General features: G+C 61.9%; 15 protein-coding genes. 3 read left to right on the plus strand and 12 right to left on the minus strand.

What is annotated here, in order from left to right:
- Window position 1: 1 nt before the first annotated feature.
- The 3 genes from AC193Q_RS04300 to ribBA form a co-directional block, all read right to left on the minus strand.
- Window positions 2-916, minus strand: a complete 915-nt coding sequence (locus tag AC193Q_RS04300) for an ABC transporter permease (RefSeq protein ID WP_121185019.1) — start codon at window positions 914-916, stop codon at window positions 2-4.
- Window positions 913-1,938 (minus strand): ABC transporter substrate-binding protein, encoded by a 1,026-nt coding sequence (locus AC193Q_RS04305; protein WP_047293862.1) that lies wholly within the window; start codon window positions 1,936-1,938, stop codon window positions 913-915. The genes AC193Q_RS04300 and AC193Q_RS04305 overlap by 4 nt, the downstream gene beginning before the upstream one ends.
- A gap of 327 nt (window positions 1,939-2,265) precedes the next feature.
- Entirely contained in the window at window positions 2,266-3,375 is a 1,110-nt protein-coding gene (gene ribBA / locus AC193Q_RS04310) for a bifunctional 3,4-dihydroxy-2-butanone-4-phosphate synthase/GTP cyclohydrolase II (RefSeq protein WP_095666807.1), read from the minus strand.
- A 69-nt stretch (window positions 3,376-3,444) separates the two neighbouring features.
- Between ribBA and AC193Q_RS04315 the strand changes: the two genes are divergently transcribed.
- Window positions 3,445-3,741 carry a DUF1330 domain-containing protein gene (locus tag AC193Q_RS04315; RefSeq protein WP_483879186.1) on the plus strand — a complete coding sequence of 99 codons (297 nt, stop codon included), beginning with the start codon at window positions 3,445-3,447 and terminating at the stop codon, window positions 3,739-3,741.
- 123 nt (window positions 3,742-3,864) lie between these two features.
- Here the strand turns inward: AC193Q_RS04315 and AC193Q_RS04320 are convergent, their stop codons facing one another.
- From AC193Q_RS04320 to AC193Q_RS04350, 7 genes are all read right to left on the minus strand, one after another.
- Window positions 3,865-4,428, minus strand: a complete 564-nt coding sequence (locus AC193Q_RS04320; RefSeq protein WP_098964282.1) for an NUDIX hydrolase — start codon at window positions 4,426-4,428, stop codon at window positions 3,865-3,867.
- A 1-nt stretch (window position 4,429) separates the two neighbouring features.
- Window positions 4,430-5,182 carry a GntR family transcriptional regulator gene (locus AC193Q_RS04325; protein WP_007968636.1) on the minus strand — a complete coding sequence of 251 codons (753 nt, stop codon included), beginning with the start codon at window positions 5,180-5,182 and terminating at the stop codon, window positions 4,430-4,432.
- Between the two features lie 58 nt (window positions 5,183-5,240).
- A complete protein-coding gene (locus tag AC193Q_RS04330; protein ID WP_007968634.1) occupies window positions 5,241-5,630 on the minus strand; it encodes a carboxymuconolactone decarboxylase family protein in 390 nt (129 codons plus the stop codon).
- Between the two features lie 131 nt (window positions 5,631-5,761).
- Window positions 5,762-6,247, minus strand: a complete 486-nt coding sequence (locus tag AC193Q_RS04335; protein WP_041062538.1) for a flavin reductase family protein — start codon at window positions 6,245-6,247, stop codon at window positions 5,762-5,764.
- Between the two features lie 12 nt (window positions 6,248-6,259).
- The gene (locus tag AC193Q_RS04340; protein ID WP_047293879.1) at window positions 6,260-7,741 is read right to left on the minus strand and encodes an aldehyde dehydrogenase; all 1,482 of its coding nucleotides are present in this window, start codon (window positions 7,739-7,741) and stop codon (window positions 6,260-6,262) included.
- Window positions 7,738-8,571 carry an alpha/beta fold hydrolase gene (locus tag AC193Q_RS04345; RefSeq protein WP_095666804.1) on the minus strand — a complete coding sequence of 278 codons (834 nt, stop codon included), beginning with the start codon at window positions 8,569-8,571 and terminating at the stop codon, window positions 7,738-7,740. The genes AC193Q_RS04340 and AC193Q_RS04345 overlap by 4 nt, the downstream gene beginning before the upstream one ends.
- A gap of 31 nt (window positions 8,572-8,602) precedes the next feature.
- Entirely contained in the window at window positions 8,603-9,193 is a 591-nt protein-coding gene (locus AC193Q_RS04350; protein WP_007968626.1) for an amino acid synthesis family protein, read from the minus strand.
- Window positions 9,194-9,655: 462 nt separating this feature from the next.
- Here AC193Q_RS04350 and AC193Q_RS04355 point away from each other — a divergent pair, with 462 nt between their 5' ends.
- Window positions 9,656-10,699, plus strand: a complete 1,044-nt coding sequence (locus AC193Q_RS04355) for a WD40/YVTN/BNR-like repeat-containing protein (RefSeq protein ID WP_047293884.1) — start codon at window positions 9,656-9,658, stop codon at window positions 10,697-10,699.
- Window positions 10,696-13,080 (plus strand): efflux RND transporter permease subunit, encoded by a 2,385-nt coding sequence (locus AC193Q_RS04360; RefSeq protein ID WP_483879187.1) that lies wholly within the window; start codon window positions 10,696-10,698, stop codon window positions 13,078-13,080. Before AC193Q_RS04355 ends, AC193Q_RS04360 begins: the two co-directional genes overlap by 4 nt.
- A gap of 178 nt (window positions 13,081-13,258) precedes the next feature.
- Here AC193Q_RS04360 and AC193Q_RS04365 read toward each other — a convergent pair whose 3' ends face one another.
- Together AC193Q_RS04365 and AC193Q_RS04370 are read right to left on the minus strand one after the other, a co-directional pair.
- Complete coding sequence (locus AC193Q_RS04365) at window positions 13,259-13,978, minus strand: FadR/GntR family transcriptional regulator (protein WP_483879188.1); 720 nt, start codon at window positions 13,976-13,978, stop codon at window positions 13,259-13,261.
- A 186-nt stretch (window positions 13,979-14,164) separates the two neighbouring features.
- On the minus strand, window positions 14,165-15,901 hold the full coding sequence (locus AC193Q_RS04370) for an IlvD/Edd family dehydratase (RefSeq protein ID WP_483879189.1): 1,737 nt from the start codon (window positions 15,899-15,901) through the stop codon (window positions 14,165-14,167).
- Window positions 15,902-15,919 lie beyond the last annotated feature (18 nt).

Below are 15,919 nucleotides of genomic sequence, written 5' to 3' on the forward strand. Positions count from 1 at the left end.
CTTACCTCGCGTTGCTGGCGCCAACCGGGGATTCCGGCTGAAGCTTCAGGTAGAAGTAGAACAGCACCAGCGTGATCGCGATCAGCAACGCGGCGCCGGCACTGGCCAGGCCCCAGTTGAGGAACGATTGCACCTGCTGAATGATGAACTCCGGCAGCATCATGTTCTGCGCCCCGCCGAGCAGCGCCGGGGTAACGTAGTAACCGAGCGACATCACGAACACCATCAACCCGCCGGACGCCAGCCCCGGCCGGCACAGCGGCAGGAACACCCGGAAGAAGTTGGTCCACGGACTGGCGCCACAGATTGAGCCGGCCTGCAGGATCATCGGGTCGATGGCCTGCATGGTCGCCTGCAACGGCAGGACGATGAACGGGATCATGATGTAGCTCATGCCGATCACCACGCCGGTCAGGTTGTGCACCATTTCCAGCGGCTGATCGATGATGCCCAGCGCCATCAGCGCCTTGTTGATCACCCCCGAGGCTTGCAGCAGCACCAGCCACGAATAGGTGCGGGCGAGCAGGCTGGTCCACATCGACAGCAGCACGATGTTGAGGATCCAGCGCCCCCAGCCGCGTGGCACCAGGGTGATCGCCCAAGCCAGTGGGAAGCCCAGCAACAGGCTGAAAATCGTCACCAGACCGGCCACCGAAAAGGTGTTGAGCAGCACCCGCGCATACGCCGAGTTGGCGAACAGTTGTTCGTAGTTGCCAAGGCCGGGGGTCGGTTCGAGCACGCCGCGCAACAGCAGGCCAATCAACGGCGCGAGAAAGAACAAACCGAGGAACAGCAGGGCCGGGATGAGATTGCCGGCACCTTTCCAGCGTTGTCTGAAGGTGGGGGTCGAGCCGGCAGCGCCAGTGGCGCTCCCGGTCACCGTTGCGGGGCGGGGCGCAGTGGCCGCCATTTTCATTTGACCAGCCATTCGTTCCACCGTGTCGCGATGGCTTGACCGTTCTTGGCCCAGTACGCGAAATCAAGCGTGATTTGATCCTTGGCGTAGGCCGTCGGCAGATTCGGGGCCAGCACCGAGTCCAGGCGCGCCACGCTGTCGACGTTGACCGGGGCGTAGGCGGTCAGGTTGGAGAAGTCCGCCTGGCCTTTGGCACTGCTGGCGTTGGCCAGAAACTTCATCGCCGCGTCCTTGTTTTTCGAGCCTTTTGGAATCACCAGAATGTCGGCCATGACCAGGTTCTGTTTCCAGCTCACACCGACCGGTGCGCCGTCTTCCTGCAGAGCGTGAATCCGGCCGTTCCAGAACTGACCCATGCTCGCTTCACCGGAGGCCAGCAGTTGCTGCGACTGCGCGCCGCCGCCCCACCAGACGATGTCTTTCTTGATGGTGTCGAGTTTCTTGAAGGCGCGATCCAGATCCAGCGGGTAGAGCTTGTCAGCCGCTACGCCGTCGGCCAGCAGCGCCAGCTCGAGCACGCCGGGGCTTGGCCATTTGTACAGGGCGCGTTTGCCGGGGTAGGTCTTGGTGTCGAACAGGGCGCTCCAGTCTTGCGGCTTGGCAGCGCCGAGCTTGCCCTCGTTGTAGCCGAGGACGAAGGAGAAGAAGAACGAGCCGACGCCGTAGTCGCTGACGAAACGCGGGTCGATCTTGTCGCGCTGGATGACGTTGAAATCGAGGGGTTCGAGCAGGCCTTCGGCAGCGGCGCGCAGGGCAAAGTCAGCTTCGACATCGACCACGTCCCATTGCACGTTGCCGCTCTCGACCATGGCCTTGAGTTTGCCGTAGTCGGTCGGGCCGTCCTGCACGACGGTGATGCCGCTGGCCTTGCTGAACGGATCGGCCCAGGCCTGTTTCTGCGCATCCTGGGTGCTACCGCCCCAGCTGACAAAGTTCACACTCTCGGCGGCCATTGCAGCCTGGCCGGTCACGCTCAGCAGTCCCGCAAAAAGGATTGCGGTTGCAGCTTTGTTCAACACCATTTTTACGCCCTCATTGTTGTGTTTTTGAGCGGGCTTGCGTTGTTGCCCGCCTGTCGGGAGCAGTAGCCGGACGGTTTTTCAGGTCGTTCGGTCTATGGAATATCATATTATGGTATTCCAAACTTTGTGCAAGCACTTTGCCTTACCGGTTATCTGGCGAAGCTGTTTTTTGACCGCTGAAGGATTTTCTATAGATGAAATTGTGGCGAGGGAGCTTGTTCCCGCCGGGTTGCGAAGCGACCCTCGCTTCTCTGAAAAGCTGGGGCCTGCTGCGCAGTCCAGCGGGAGCAAGCTCCCTCGCCACAGGAAATCACCTGTGTCTGGGCATTATTCGGTAAACGGAATGCTCTCCACCACCTCCAGGTCATACCCGGTCAGCCCCGCATACTTCAGCGGCGGCCCAAGATGGCGCAGTTTGCCGACGCCGAGGTTCTGCAGAATCTGCGCCCCGGTGCCGACCTCCGAATAAATCCGCGATTGCGAGCGACTGAACTGCCGTGGCGGCTGGGTCAATTGCGGCACGCGCTCGAGCAGCGCCTGCGACGATTCATGATTGGCCAATACCACCACAACCCCATGACCTTCGGCCGCGACCCGTTGCAGCGCCGCCCACAGCGTCCAGTTGCTCGGCCCGCTGTACTCGGCGCCGACCAGATCACGCAGCGGATCGATCACATGTACACGCACCAGCGTCGGCTCTTCGCGGCGCAGATCGCCCATGACCATCGCCATGTGCACACCGCCCTCAATGCGGTCTTCAAAGGTGATCAGGCGGAAGGTGCCATGCACCGTCGGCAGCTCACGTTCGCCGATGCGTTCGATGGTGTGCTCGGTGCTCAGGCGATAATGGATCAGGTCGGCGATGGTGCCGATCCTGATCCCGTGCTTGCGCGCGAACACTTCCAGATCCGGACGCCGGGCCATGGTGCCGTCGTCGTTCATCACCTCAACGATCACCGAGGCCGGGGTGAAACCGGCGAGGCGCGCCAGATCGCAACCGGCCTCGGTGTGGCCGGCGCGGGTCAGCACGCCGCCTTCCTTGGCGCGCAGCGGGAAGATATGGCCGGGCTGCACCAGGTCTTCAGCGCGGGCGTCTGTGGCCACAGCGGCCGCGACCGTGCGCGCGCGATCGGCCGCAGAAATGCCAGTGGTGACGCCGACCGCCGCTTCAATCGACACGGTAAACGCGGTGCTGAATACGCTGCCATTGCTCGGGACCATCTGCTCCAGGCCCAGGCGTTGGCAATGCTCGTCGGTCAACGTCAGGCAGATCAATCCGCGCGCTTCACGGGCCATGAAGCTGATCGCCTCGGGCGTGCAACAATCGGCGGCCAGCAGCAGGTCGCCTTCGTTTTCCCGATCCTCGTCATCGACCAGCAGGACCATTTTGCCGAGGCGATAATCTTCGAGGATTTCTTCGATGCTGTTAAAGGCCATGCTGGACTCTCAGGGTTGGTTGCAAATAATATTGGTATACCATAATACAAAATCAACAATGAGGTCACTATGAAGGCGTACTGGATTGCCCACGTGGATGTCGACGATGCCGAGCACTACAGCCAATACACCCAGCGCGCACCGAAGGCGTTTGCCGAATTCGGCGCAAAGTTTTTGGCCAGAGGCGGGCGCAGCGAAGCGCTCGAGGGCAGGGCTACTCCTCAGCGTAGCGTGGTGATCGAGTTCGAGAGCTACGAGCAGGCGTTGGCGTGCTACCACTCGGCGGCGTATCAGGAAGCGAAACGTTATCGCGAGGAATGGGCGCGGGCGGACATCGTCATCGTCGAAGGCATCGCCCCACTTTAAGCAACACCGCTAAACACTGTGGGAGCGAGCCTGCTCGCGAAAGCGGTCGATCATTCAACATTTGTATCGACTGACCCGACGCCTTCGCGAGCAGGCTCGCTCCCACAAGGGGATAGACAGTCCTCAGCGGATAAAGTGGATCTTGCCGCTGTCATCATTGCCCATGTAGATCCCATACACCCCGGCCTGACGCTCCTCGATATAGCGCTCGAGGATCTGCCGGATCGCCGGGTAGTAGATCTGCTCCCACGGAATGTCTTCAGGGGCAAAGAACTTGTAGTCGAGCGTCTCGGGCCCGAACTGGCCGGTGATCTCCAGCGCGATCGCGCGGAAGATGATGTACACCTCGCTGATCTTCGGCACGCTGAAGATCGAATACGGCGAGACGATTTCCGCACGTACGCCGCTTTCTTCCCAGACTTCGCGCAGGGCGGCCTGCTCGGTGGTTTCGCCGCTTTCCATGAAGCCGGCCGGCAGCGTCCAGGTGCCGGGGCGCGGCGGGATCGCCCGTTGGCACAAGAGGTATTTGCCGTCCTGCTCGATGATGCAGCCGGCGATGATTTTCGGGTTCACATAGTGGATGTAGCCGCAGCCGCGGCACATCAGGCGCTCGTGCGTATCGCCCGGCGGCACCTGCTGACCGAGGTCAGGGCCACCGCATTTCGGGCAAAAGCTCGGGCTGAACATGTCAGTGACCTATGCGTGGTTCTTTCAGCGCGATCGGCAGGGTGATGTTCGGCGTGGCGCCGGTCTCTTCCTGTTTGCGCTTGAGGTAATCGAGGGCCACGGCGGCTGCCGCACGCACGTGGTCGACGCAGGCCTGATGCGCCGCCAGCGGATCGCCGCTCTTGATCGCCTCGACCATTTTTTCCATTTCGTGGTTACTCGCGCCGCGCCGGTTTTCCTGCGATACGGAGGTTGCGCGCAGGTAGCTGATGCGCGCCTGCAACTGGCGCAACTGCGTGGCCGCAACATGGTTGCCCGAGCCTTCGAGCAGCACGTCGTAGAAGCCCTGCACCGAGTCGATCACCTGTTGCAGTTCGCCGTCCTTGAGCGCCTTGCGGTTCTCGTCGAGGGCTTTTTCCAGGGCCTTGATGTCCTTGGCCTTGGCGCGCAGGGTGAACAGCTGGACGATCAGGCCTTCGAGCACGCAGCGCAGTTCATAGATGTCGACTGCATCGGCGAGGGTGATGATCGCTACGCGCGGGCCTTTGGCATCGGCGAATTCGACCAGGCCTTCGGACTCCAGGTGACGCAAGGCTTCGCGTACCGACGTGCGACTGACACCGAGGCGATCGCACAGATCGCGCTCAACCAGACGATCGCCGGGCATGAGCTGGAAATTCATGATCGCGCTACGCAGTTTGTCCAGCACGATTTCGCGCAGGGTAACGGGGTTGCGATTGACCTTGAAGCTGTCGTCGAGTGGCTGGCGTTTCATGGGGTCCGCTCTTGATGTTGGCTGTCCATGCCAGACGGGCATCTAAACAGCCGAGGGGTTAACTGGAGGCCTCGGCGTCGGCTTCGGCGAAGGCTTCACGGGCGAGCCGGAAACTGTCCACGGCTGCCGGGACGCCGCAATAAATACCGACCTGAAGCAGAATTTCGCGTATTTGCTCACGACTCAGGCCGTTACGCAAGGCGCCGCGCACATGCAGCTTGAGTTCGTGCGGACGGTTGAGCGCCGAGATCATCGCCAGGTTGATCATGCTGCGCTCCTTGAGCGACAAACCCTCACGGCCCCAGACATGGCCCCAGCAGTATTCGGTGACCATTTCCTGCAGCGGGCGGGTGAAGTCGTCGGCATTCTCGATCGAGCGTTGCACGTAGGCTTCGCCCAGCACCTGGGTGCGGATCTTCAGGCCTTTTTCGTACTTTTCGTTACTCATATTCTTCGGCTCACCTCAATCCCGGTGGGAGCTGGCTTGCCAGCGATAGCGGTGGTTCAGTCAGCATTGATGTTGAATGTTCCGACGTCATCGCTGGCAAGCCAGCTCCCACAGGGTTTTGCATTGTTCTTTCAGGCCAGGGTCGGCAACGGCCCGAGCTTGCCCTTGTGATAAATCATCGGCGTCACCGGTTGCTCGGGCAGGATCAGGTTCTTCACCGCGCCGACAATGATTGCGTGATCACCACCGTCGTATTCACGCCACAACTCGCACTCGATGATCGCCGTGGCCTTGGCGAGGATCGGGTTACCCAGTTCGCTCAAGTGCCACTCGATGCCTTTGGCTTTGTCCTTGCCTTTGCCGGCGAAGGCGTAGGCCTCGGCGGTCTGCTCGGCGGACAGCAAATGGATCGCGAATTTCTGGCTGTCGCGCAGCACCGGGTAGGTGTCGGAGGCGTAGTTAGGGCAGAACAGCACCAGCGCCGGGTCAATCGACAGCGCGCTGAAGGCGCTGGCAGTGATGCCGACGATGGCGCCGTCCGGGTCGAGGGTGGTGACCACCGTGACCCCGGACGGAAATGAGCTCATGACGTCTTTGTAAATGCCGGGTTCGATCATGTCGCAGGACTCCTAGCGCATCACAAACGGATCAGGCATCGGTGCCTGAGAGAGGTTGATCCACACCGTTTTCAGTTCGGTGTAGGCCAGCACCGAATCGATGCCGCTTTCGCGTCCATAGCCACTGTTCTTGAAGCCGCCGATCGGCGCCATCGCCGACACCGCACGGTAGGTATTGACCCAGATGATCCCCGAACGCACATCCCGCGCCAGACGATGGGCGCGACCGAGATCGCGGGTCCAGATGCCGGCGGCAAGGCCGAACTGCGAGTCGTTGGCAATCGCCAGCGCTTCGGCTTCATCTGTGAAGCGAATCACCGAAGCCACCGGGCCGAAGACTTCTTCCTGCATGATCTTCATCGAGTTGCGGTCGCACTCGAACAGCGTCGGCTCGTAGAACCAGCCGTCACCGAGGTCGGCCGGACGCTTGCCGCCGGTGCGCAACCGCGCGCCTTCAGCGATGGCATCCGCCACCAGACCTTCGACCACCGCCAATTGCTGCGCAGTGGCCATCGGACCCATTTCACTGTGGTCGTCCTGCGGGTTGCCGATGCGGATGCGACGGGCGCGTTCCACCAGTCGGCTGACGAATTCGTCGTAGATTTCGTCCTGTACCAGCAGGCGCGAACCGGACACGCAGCTCTGGCCCGAAGCCGCGTAGATCCCGGCGATGGCACCGTTGATCGCGCTGTCCAGGTCGGCGTCGGCGAAGATGATGTTCGGCGATTTGCCGCCCAGTTCCAGCGACAGCTTGGCGAAGTTCTCGGCGCTGCTGCGCACCACGTGCCGGGCCGTGGCCGCGCCGCCGGTGAAGGCGATCTTGCGGATCAGCGGATGGCGGGTGAGGGCGGCGCCGGTGCTCGGGCCGTAACCGGTGACAACGTTGACCACGCCCGGTGGAATCCCGGCTTCGAGGGCCAGACGCGCCAGCTCAAGGATGGTTGCCGAAGCGTGCTCGGACGGCTTGATCACAATCGTGTTGCCGGCGGCGAGGGCCGGCGCCAGTTTGATCGCGGTCAGGTACAGCGGGCTGTTCCACGGAATGATCGCGGCAACCACACCCATCGCTTCGTGCACGGTGTAGGCAAACAGGTCGGGCTTGTCCAGCGGCAGGGTGCCGCCTTCGAGCTTGTCGGCCAGGCCTGCGGTGTAATGGAAAAACTCCGGCAGGTAACCGACCTGACCACGGGTTTCGCGGATCAGCTTGCCGTTGTCGCGGCTTTCCAGCTGCGCCAGTTGTTCCTTGTTTTCCGCGATCAGGTCACCGAGACGCCGCAGCAGTTTGCCGCGCGCGGTGGCGGTGAGGCCGCGCCAGGCCGGGCTGTCGAAGGCAGTCTGCGCCGCTTGCACGGCGCGTTCGACATCGGCTTCATCGGCGTCAGGCAGTTCGGCCCAGGCTTGCGCGCTGGCCGGGTTGAGGCTTTCGAAAGTCTTGCCGGAGAGGGCGTCGACCCATTCTCCGCCGATGCACATCTGGAAGCGTTGGAGTGTCATGCAACGATCCCCTTTATAGGGTTTTGTCGGGCGTGTGCGTAGTCGAGAAATTGCAGCAGCGTCTGGTTGACCAGGCGCGGCGACTCTACCGGCATCATATGCCGTTGCTCGGGCAGTACCGCAACCTTCGCACCGGGGATGCGCCGGGCCAGTTGCTCGGCCATTTCCGGGGTGGAACCGGGGTCAAGTTCGCCGGTGGCGATCAGCGTCGGTGCCTGGATGCTGCCGAGGTCGTCGGCGCGGTACATGTCCTGAGTGGCGAACAATTCGTAGGTGGTCAGGTAGCCCTGCGGGTCGTTGCCGGCCAGTGTCTGACGAATGGCCGCAATCTGCGCCGGGTTCGCCGCCTGATACTCGCGGCTGAACCAGCGCGACAGCGCCGCTTCGGCATTGGCGTCCGGCCCGTGTTCAGCGGCCTGCGCGGTGCGGGCGATGACCCCGGCGCGCTGTTCTTCGCTGCGGTTGAACACGCTGTTGAGCACCACCAGGCTTTGCAGGCGCTCCGGGTAGTGCAGGGCAAACGCCCGCGCCACCAGGCCGCCCATGGAGAAACCGATCACCGCTGCCTGGGGCAGATTCAGGTGATCGAGCAGCTCCAGCAACTGATCGGCATAACCGAGCAGGCCGGTGCCGCTGGCCGGGCGCGGGCTGGCGCCATGGCCGAGCATGTCGTAGGCGATCACCTGGTATTGGGCAGACAGGCCAACGATCTGGCCGCCCCACATTTCTTTGTTCAGGCCCACGCCGTGGATCAAGACCACGGGCTGGCCTTGGCCGGTCGCCAGGTAACTGGTGCCAGCCGGGGTGAGTTCAGCGGTGAGCCGAATCATGGAGCGCTCCTGCAATGCCTTTTTATTGTGATTACTGGGCTTTTTCGGCGGCCAGTTCTTCCAGATCGATGTAGCGGTTGCCGATGCGCGGGTGCAGGCGACCACCGTCGGCGCAACCGAGCACCACGACGATTTCGTCGGCACGCGGCGCGTCCTCGATCTGCATTTCCAGGGTGATGTAGTGCGAGCGCAGACCTTCGTCGTCCTTGTGCATCATCGGGATCTGGATCGACGTGCCCGGGCCGCCGCGCTTGTTGGTGAAGCTCAGGTAGCTCTTGGCCTTGACCGCTTCGCGGTAGTGGTTGCCGAAGCGCAGGGTGTGGATCACGGCCGAGGCGTGTTCGATTTCGCCGTCAGCGCCGACCACTGCCGCTTTGCCGTAAGCCTCGATTTTCTCGGCGCCACCGATGATGCCCACCAGACGCTCGACCATCATTGCGCCGAGGTCGGAGCAGTTGGCGCGGATTTGCGGTTTCAGATCTTCGACGAAGCCGTTGCCGACCCACGGGTTCTTCATCACTACAGCCAAGCCAACCATGGTCACTGGCTTGTCCGTGGCCTTGCCGCCTTCGATGAAGGTTTCTTCGACATAGCTGACGATCTTGCGAATTTCGAAACTCATGAGCTGCTCCGTAGGGGGATTGAGAGTGTCTGTGCGTCTGATGGTATACCATAATACCGATCGTGCAAGTCCCCCACACAAGATTTGCCGCATTGATCCGGCGAATGGCGGTGTATTCATCCGCCACCACAATTCCCCCATACGCCACTAACCCTTGTGGGAGCGAGCCTGCTCGCGAATGCGGTGGGTCAGCCGATGATGATGGCGACTGCAAGGGCATCTTCGCGAGCAGGCTCGCTCCCACAGGGAAATTCCTTCGTTACAGGGGGCCGCTTTTGGTTAACAAAAGATAACGTGGCGCCGATTGTCAGACGTTTCCAAAGCCCGATAGGATGAGCCAGCTTCCCAAGGCGCTCTGGACTGCGGGTTTCACGGCTATGCTTGTGACCCATCAGTCACCACGAGCACCCTTGCGGCGCCCTAAGGCCGTACGGCCTAACAATAATAAATAGGGGAAGGTCTATGAGTCGTTGCCGCCCGCCGGCGTTACGCAACACCGCGTTGCTGGCCACAGCACTCACACTGCTGGGCTGTGCTGCCTTGTCGGCACCCGTTCTGGCTGCCGAAGCGCCCGCCGACGGGGTGTACTCCACCGAATCGGCCAAAGCCGCCAAAAGCCTGATACTCGATGTTGTCCACGCCGGCACCCGGTTGGTGGCGGTGGGTGACCGCGGGCACATTCTCTTTTCCGACGACCAGGGCAAGACCTGGACCCAGGCCAAAGTGCCGACCCGGCAATTGCTGACGGCGGTGTACTTCGTCGACGACAAGCACGGCTGGGCGGTCGGCCACGACGCGCAGATCCTCGCCAGCGCCGACGGCGGCCTGACCTGGAGCAAACAATTCGAAGACCTCAAGCGCGAAGCACCGCTGCTCGACGTCTGGTTCCAGGACGTCAACCACGGCGTCGCGGTCGGTGCCTACGGCGCATTGCTGGAAACCACCGATGGCGGCAAGAACTGGCAGGACGTCAGCGACCGCCTCGACAACCAGGACCAGTTCCACCTCAACGCCATCGCGGCGGTCAAGGACGCCGGGCTGTTCATCGTCGGCGAGCAGGGCAGCATGTTCCGCTCCCCGGACTGGGGCCAGACCTGGGAAAAACTCCAGGGCCCATATCAAGGCTCGCTGTTCGGCGTGATCGGCACCGCCCAGGCGCAGACCTTGTTGGCCTACGGCCTGCGCGGCAACCTCTATCGTTCCAGCGATTTCGGCAGCACCTGGCAGCAGGTCGAACTCAAAGCCGCGCGTGGTGCGCTGGAGTTCGGTCTGTCCGGCGCCACGCTGCTCGCCGACGGCTCGATCGTGATCGTTGGCAACGGCGGCTCGGTGATCAGCAGCAGTGACAACGGCGAAACCTTCAGCGTGTTCAACCGCCCGGACCGCATTTCGCTGTCCTCGGTGACAGCGGCCGGCGACGGCAATCTGATTCTGACCGGGCAGGGCGGCGTGCACACCACGCAGCCCAACGGCGCCGAAATCAATAATAAGAAGGCGGGGCTATGACTTCCTTGAGCACTCATCATCAGGACAAGGCGACGTTCCTCGAGCGTCTGATTTTCAACAACCGCCCGGCCGTGATCCTGATCTGTCTGGTGGTCAGTATTTTCCTGTTCTGGCAGGCCACGCTGATTCGTCCCTCCACCAGTTTCGAAAAAATGATCCCGCTCAAGCATCCGTTCATCGAGAAGATGATGGAGCACCGCAACGATCTGGCGAACCTGGGCAATACCGTTCGGATTTCGGTGGAAGCCAAAGACGGCGACATCTTCTCCAGGGAATACATGGAGACCCTGCGCCAGATCAACGACGAGGTGTTCTACATCTCCGGCGTCGACCGTTCCGGCCTCAAATCGCTGTGGAGTCCGAGCGTACGCTGGACCGAAGTGACCGAAGAGGGGTTCGCTGGCGGTGAAGTGATTCCGCAGAGCTACGACGGCTCGCCGGACAGCCTCGACATGCTGCGTAACAACGTGCTCAAGTCAGGGCAGGTCGGGCGCCTGGTGTCCAACGACTTCAAATCGAGCATCGTCGACATCCCGCTGCTGGAGTCCTACCCGGACCCGCAGGATCAGGGCAAGCTGCTGGCGCTGGACTACCGCCAGTTCTCCCATGAGCTTGAAGACAAGATCCGCAACAAGTTCGAAGCGCAGAACCCCAACGTCAAGATCCACATCGTCGGCTTCGCCAAGAAGGTCGGAGACCTGATCGACGGCCTGGTGATGGTGGTGATGTTCTTCGGCATCGCGTTCGTCATCACCCTGATTCTGCTGCTGTGGTTCACCAACTGCCTGCGCAGCACCATTGCGGTGTTGAGCACCACGCTGGTGGCGGTGGTCTGGCAACTGGGGCTGATGCACTTCTTCGGTTTCGGGCTGGATCCGTATTCGATGCTGGTGCCGTTCCTGATCTTCGCCATCGGCATTTCCCACGGCGTGCAGAAGATCAACGGCATCGCCCTGCAGTCGAGTGAGGCGGACAACGCCCTGACTGCCGCGCGGCGCACCTTCCGGCAACTGTTCCTGCCGGGGATGATCGCGATTCTCGCCGACGCCGTGGGCTTCATCACCCTGCTGATCATCGACATCGGGGTGATCCGCGAACTGGCGATCGGCGCGTCCATCGGCGTGGCGGTGATCGTGTTCACCAACCTGATCCTGCTGCCGGTGGCGATTTCCTATGTCGGCATCAGCAAGCGCGCCATCGCCAAGAGCAAGAAGGACGCGAACCGCGAACACCCGTTCTGGCGCCTGTTGTCGAACTTCGCCAGCCCGAAAGTCGCGCCGGTCTCGATTGCCCTGGCGCTGCTCGCCTTCGGTGGCGGCCTCTGGTACAGCCAGAACCTGAAGATCGGCGACCTTGACCAGGGCGCGCCGGAGCTGCGTCCGGACTCGCGCTACAACAAGGACAACAACTTCATCATCAACAACTATTCCACCAGTTCCGACGTGCTGGTGGTGATGGTCAAGACCTCCACCGAAGGGTGCTCGCGCTACGAAGCGATGGCACCGATCGACGAGCTGATGTGGAAGATGCAGAACACCGAGGGCGTGCAGTCGGCGATCTCGCTGGTGACCGTGTCCAAACAGATGATCAAGGGCATGAACGAGGGCAACCTGAAGTGGGAAACCCTGTCGCGCAACCCGGACGTGCTGAACAACTCGATTGCCCGCGCCGACGGCCTGTACAACAACAGCTGTTCGCTGGCGCCGGTGTTGATCTTCCTCAACGACCACAAGGCCGAGACCCTCGACCGAGCGGTGCATGCGGTGCAGGAATTTGCCAAGGCCAACAACAAGGACGGTCTGGAATTCATCCTCGCCGCCGGTAACGCCGGCATCGAAGCGGCCACCAACGAGGTGATCAAACAGGCCGAGCTGACCATCCTGATTCTGGTGTACATCTGCGTCGCAGTGATGTGCATGATCACCTTCCGCTCGTGGGCGGCGACGCTGTGCATCGTCCTGCCGCTGGTGCTGACCTCGGTGCTGGGCAACGCGCTGATGGCGTTCATGGGCATCGGCGTCAAGGTTGCGACCCTGCCGGTGGTGGCGCTGGGCGTGGGGATTGGCGTGGACTACGGCATCTACATCTACAGCCGTCTGGAGAGTTTCCTGCGCGCGGGTCTGCCATTGCAGGAAGCCTATTACCAGACCCTGAAATCCACCGGTAAAGCGGTGCTGTTCACCGGCCTGTGCCTGGCCATCGGCGTATGCACCTGGATCTTCTCGGCAATCAAGTTCCAGGCCGACATGGGCCTGATGCTGACCTTCATGTTGCTGTGGAACATGTTCGGTGCGCTGTGGCTGTTGCCAGCGCTGGCCAAGTTCCTGATCAAGCCGGAAAAACTGGCGGGGCAGAAGGGCAATTCGTTGTTTGCTCACTGATCCGGGCGTCTGAAACGACAAAGCCGCAACCCGAGGGTTGCGGCTTTTTTCCATTTTAGGATCCATACAAAACCCTGTGGGAGCTGGCTTGCCAGCGATAGCGGACTATCAGCCAACATCAATGTTGAATGTTAAGCCGTCATCGCTGGCAAGCCAGCTCCCACAGGATTTGTGTTGGTCAAGAGAGCTCGGTACCCAGCACAACACTCAACGCACTGCGTGCATCATCCAGCTGCACCAGCGTCGCATGGCGCGCGCCAAGGGCATCACGGTTCTCGATCGCGGTAAGAATCGCCTTGTGCCGTGGCAATGCCAGTTCATGCAGATTCGGCCGCTGGTTGGAATGCTTCAACGCCTCGGCAATCGCCACCGAGAGCATGTTGCACAAGTTCGCCAGCAGATCGTTATGGGTCGCGTCGGCAATCCGGCTATGGAAGTCCAGGTCCGGTTGCAGCAAGGCCTCCGGGGTCGGCGCGGCTACCATGCGCTGATAGGCCTCGCCAATGGCGGCGATGTCGGCCTCGGTCGCGTGCTGGGCGGCGAGGGCGGCAGCGGCCGGTTCGATGATGCTGCGCACGCTGGTCAGCACATTGAAGAATTCATTCTGCGGGCTGCTTTGCATCAGCCAGTGCAGCACGTCCGGGTCGAGCATGTGCCATTCGCGGCGCGCCTTGACCACCGTGCCGACGCGCGGTTTTGAATACACCAGCCCCTTGGCCACCAGCACCCGCGTGGCTTCGCGCAACACCGGGCGGCTGACCGCGTATTCCTCGCACAACAGCGCTTCGGCGGGCAGTTTGTCGTCGGGCAAAAAGCGTCCGGAGACGATCTGCATGCCCAGTTCCTGGACAATGCGCGAGTGCATGCTTTTACGGTCGGAAGGTTTGCGGTAATCCATGGGGAACGGCGCGATCCTGAGCGATGGAGATGCCGCGCATCATAGCAGGCACCAGACAATCTTGAGGTGGATACACAAAGCAAAAGTGGGAGCTGGCTTGCCAGCGATGGCGGGGTGTCAGTCAACATGAATGTCAGCTGGCAGACCGTAATCGCTGGCAAGCCAGCTCCCACAGGGGCGACGGTGTTAGTGGGAATGGCGCGGGACTTCCGCCCCTCGGCAACCGACCAGGAAGTCGAAATCGCAACCCTGATCCGCCTGCAACACATGATCGATGTACAGCTGACGATAGCCGCCGACCAGTAGCTGCTGCGGCGGCTGCAGATCCGCCATGCGCGCTGCCAGTTCGGCATCCGGAATGTCCAGGTGCAAACGCCCGCTGGCGCAATCGAGCTCGATCCAGTCGCCTTCCTGCACCACCGCCAACGGCCCGCCAGCCGCCGCTTCCGGGGCAACGTGCAGAACCACGGTGCCGTACGCGGTGCCGCTCATCCGCGCATCCGAGATGCGCACCATGTCGGTCACGCCTTGGGCCAGCAGCTTGGCCGGCAAGCCCATGTTGCCCACCTCGGCCATGCCTGGATAACCCTTCGGCCCGCAGTTTTTCATCACCAGAATCGAGTCTTTATCGACATCCAGCTCCGGGTCATTGATCCGCGCCTTGTACATGTCGAAATTCTCGAACACCACCGCGCGCCCCCGATGCTGCATCAATTCCGGGGTCGCGGCGGATGGCTTGAGTACCGCTCCCAGCGGCGCCAGATTCCCGCGCAATACGCAGATACCGCCGTCCGCGCGGATCGGATTGTCGAGGGTGCGGATCACTTCGTCCTCGCCATAGATCGGCGCGTCTTTGGTGTTCTCGCCCAGCGTTTTGCCATTCACGGTCAGCGCGTTCGGATTGGGGATCAGATTGGCCTCACCGAGACGCCGCAGCACCGCGGGCAAGCCTCCGGCGTAGTAAAACTCTTCCATCAGGAAGCGCCCGGACGGTTGCAGGTCGACGATGGTCGGCATGCCGCGCCCGATACGCGTCCAGTCGTCCAGATCCAGCTCGACGCCGATGCGCCCGGCGATGGCTTTCAGGTGGATCACCGCGTTGGTCGAACCGCCGATCGCCGCGTTGACCCGAATGGCGTTTTCAAACGCTTCCTTGGTCAGGATCTTCGACAGGCGCAAATCTTCGCGCACCATCTCCACCGCGCGCATGCCGGACATGTGCGCCAGCACATAACGCCGCGCATCCACTGCCGGAATCGCCGCGTTGTGCGGCAACGAGGTACCCAGCGCTTCGGCCATGCAGGCCATGGTCGACGCGGTGCCCATGGTGTTGCAGGTGCCCGCCGAGCGTGACATGCCGCCCTCGGCCGCGAGGAAATCGTCGAGGGTGATGGCGCCGGCCTTGACCTGCTCGCTGAGCTGCCACACCACCGTGCCGGAACCGATGTCCTTGCCCTTGTGCTTGCCGTTGAGCATCGGCCCGCCGGTGACGACGATCGCCGGCACGTCGCAACTGGCCGCGCCCATCAGCAGCGCCGGGGTGGTTTTGTCGCAGCCGGTCAGTAGCACCACGCCGTCAATCGGGTTGCCGCGAATCGCTTCTTCGACGTCCATGCTCGCCAGGTTGCGGGTGAGCATGGCGGTGGGGCGCAGGTTCGACTCGCCATTGGAGAACACCGGGAATTCCACCGGAAAGCCACCGGCCTCGATCACGCCGCGTTTGACGTGCTCGGCAATCTGGCGGAAATGCGCGTTGCACGGGGTCAGTTCTGACCAGGTATTGCAGATGCCGATGATCGGCTTGCCGTGGAACTGGTGGTCGGCGATGCCCTGATTCTTCATCCAGCTGCGGTACATGAAGCCGTTCTTGTCGGCCGTGCCAAACCATTGGGCGGAGCGCAGGGTGGGTTTCTTCTCAGACATGATCGATTCTCTTATTGT

Source organism: Pseudomonas sp. F2 (assembly GCF_057174385.1).

Coding starts and splice junctions, on each gene's coding strand:
- AC193Q_RS04305 (WP_047293862.1), bottom strand. CDS start 1,938: ATGGTGTTGAACAAAGCTGCAACCGCAATCCTTTTTGCGGGACTGCTG.
- AC193Q_RS04350 (WP_007968626.1), bottom strand. CDS start 9,193: ATGAGTTTCGAAATTCGCAAGATCGTCAGCTATGTCGAAGAAACCTTC.
- ribBA (WP_095666807.1), bottom strand. CDS start 3,375: ATGGCCTTTAACAGCATCGAAGAAATCCTCGAAGATTATCGCCTCGGC.
- AC193Q_RS04360 (WP_483879187.1), top strand. CDS start 10,696: ATGACTTCCTTGAGCACTCATCATCAGGACAAGGCGACGTTCCTCGAG.
- AC193Q_RS04365 (WP_483879188.1), bottom strand. CDS start 13,978: ATGGATTACCGCAAACCTTCCGACCGTAAAAGCATGCACTCGCGCATT.
- AC193Q_RS04325 (WP_007968636.1), bottom strand. CDS start 5,182: ATGAAACGCCAGCCACTCGACGACAGCTTCAAGGTCAATCGCAACCCC.
- AC193Q_RS04340 (WP_047293879.1), bottom strand. CDS start 7,741: ATGACACTCCAACGCTTCCAGATGTGCATCGGCGGAGAATGGGTCGAC.
- AC193Q_RS04345 (WP_095666804.1), bottom strand. CDS start 8,571: ATGATTCGGCTCACCGCTGAACTCACCCCGGCTGGCACCAGTTACCTG.
- AC193Q_RS04330 (WP_007968634.1), bottom strand. CDS start 5,630: ATGAGTAACGAAAAGTACGAAAAAGGCCTGAAGATCCGCACCCAGGTG.
- AC193Q_RS04335 (WP_041062538.1), bottom strand. CDS start 6,247: ATGATCGAACCCGGCATTTACAAAGACGTCATGAGCTCATTTCCGTCC.
- AC193Q_RS04370 (WP_483879189.1), bottom strand. CDS start 15,901: ATGTCTGAGAAGAAACCCACCCTGCGCTCCGCCCAATGGTTTGGCACG.
- AC193Q_RS04320 (WP_098964282.1), bottom strand. CDS start 4,428: ATGTTCAGCCCGAGCTTTTGCCCGAAATGCGGTGGCCCTGACCTCGGT.
- AC193Q_RS04315 (WP_483879186.1), top strand. CDS start 3,445: ATGAAGGCGTACTGGATTGCCCACGTGGATGTCGACGATGCCGAGCAC.
- AC193Q_RS04355 (WP_047293884.1), top strand. CDS start 9,656: ATGAGTCGTTGCCGCCCGCCGGCGTTACGCAACACCGCGTTGCTGGCC.
- AC193Q_RS04300 (WP_121185019.1), bottom strand. CDS start 916: ATGAAAATGGCGGCCACTGCGCCCCGCCCCGCAACGGTGACCGGGAGC.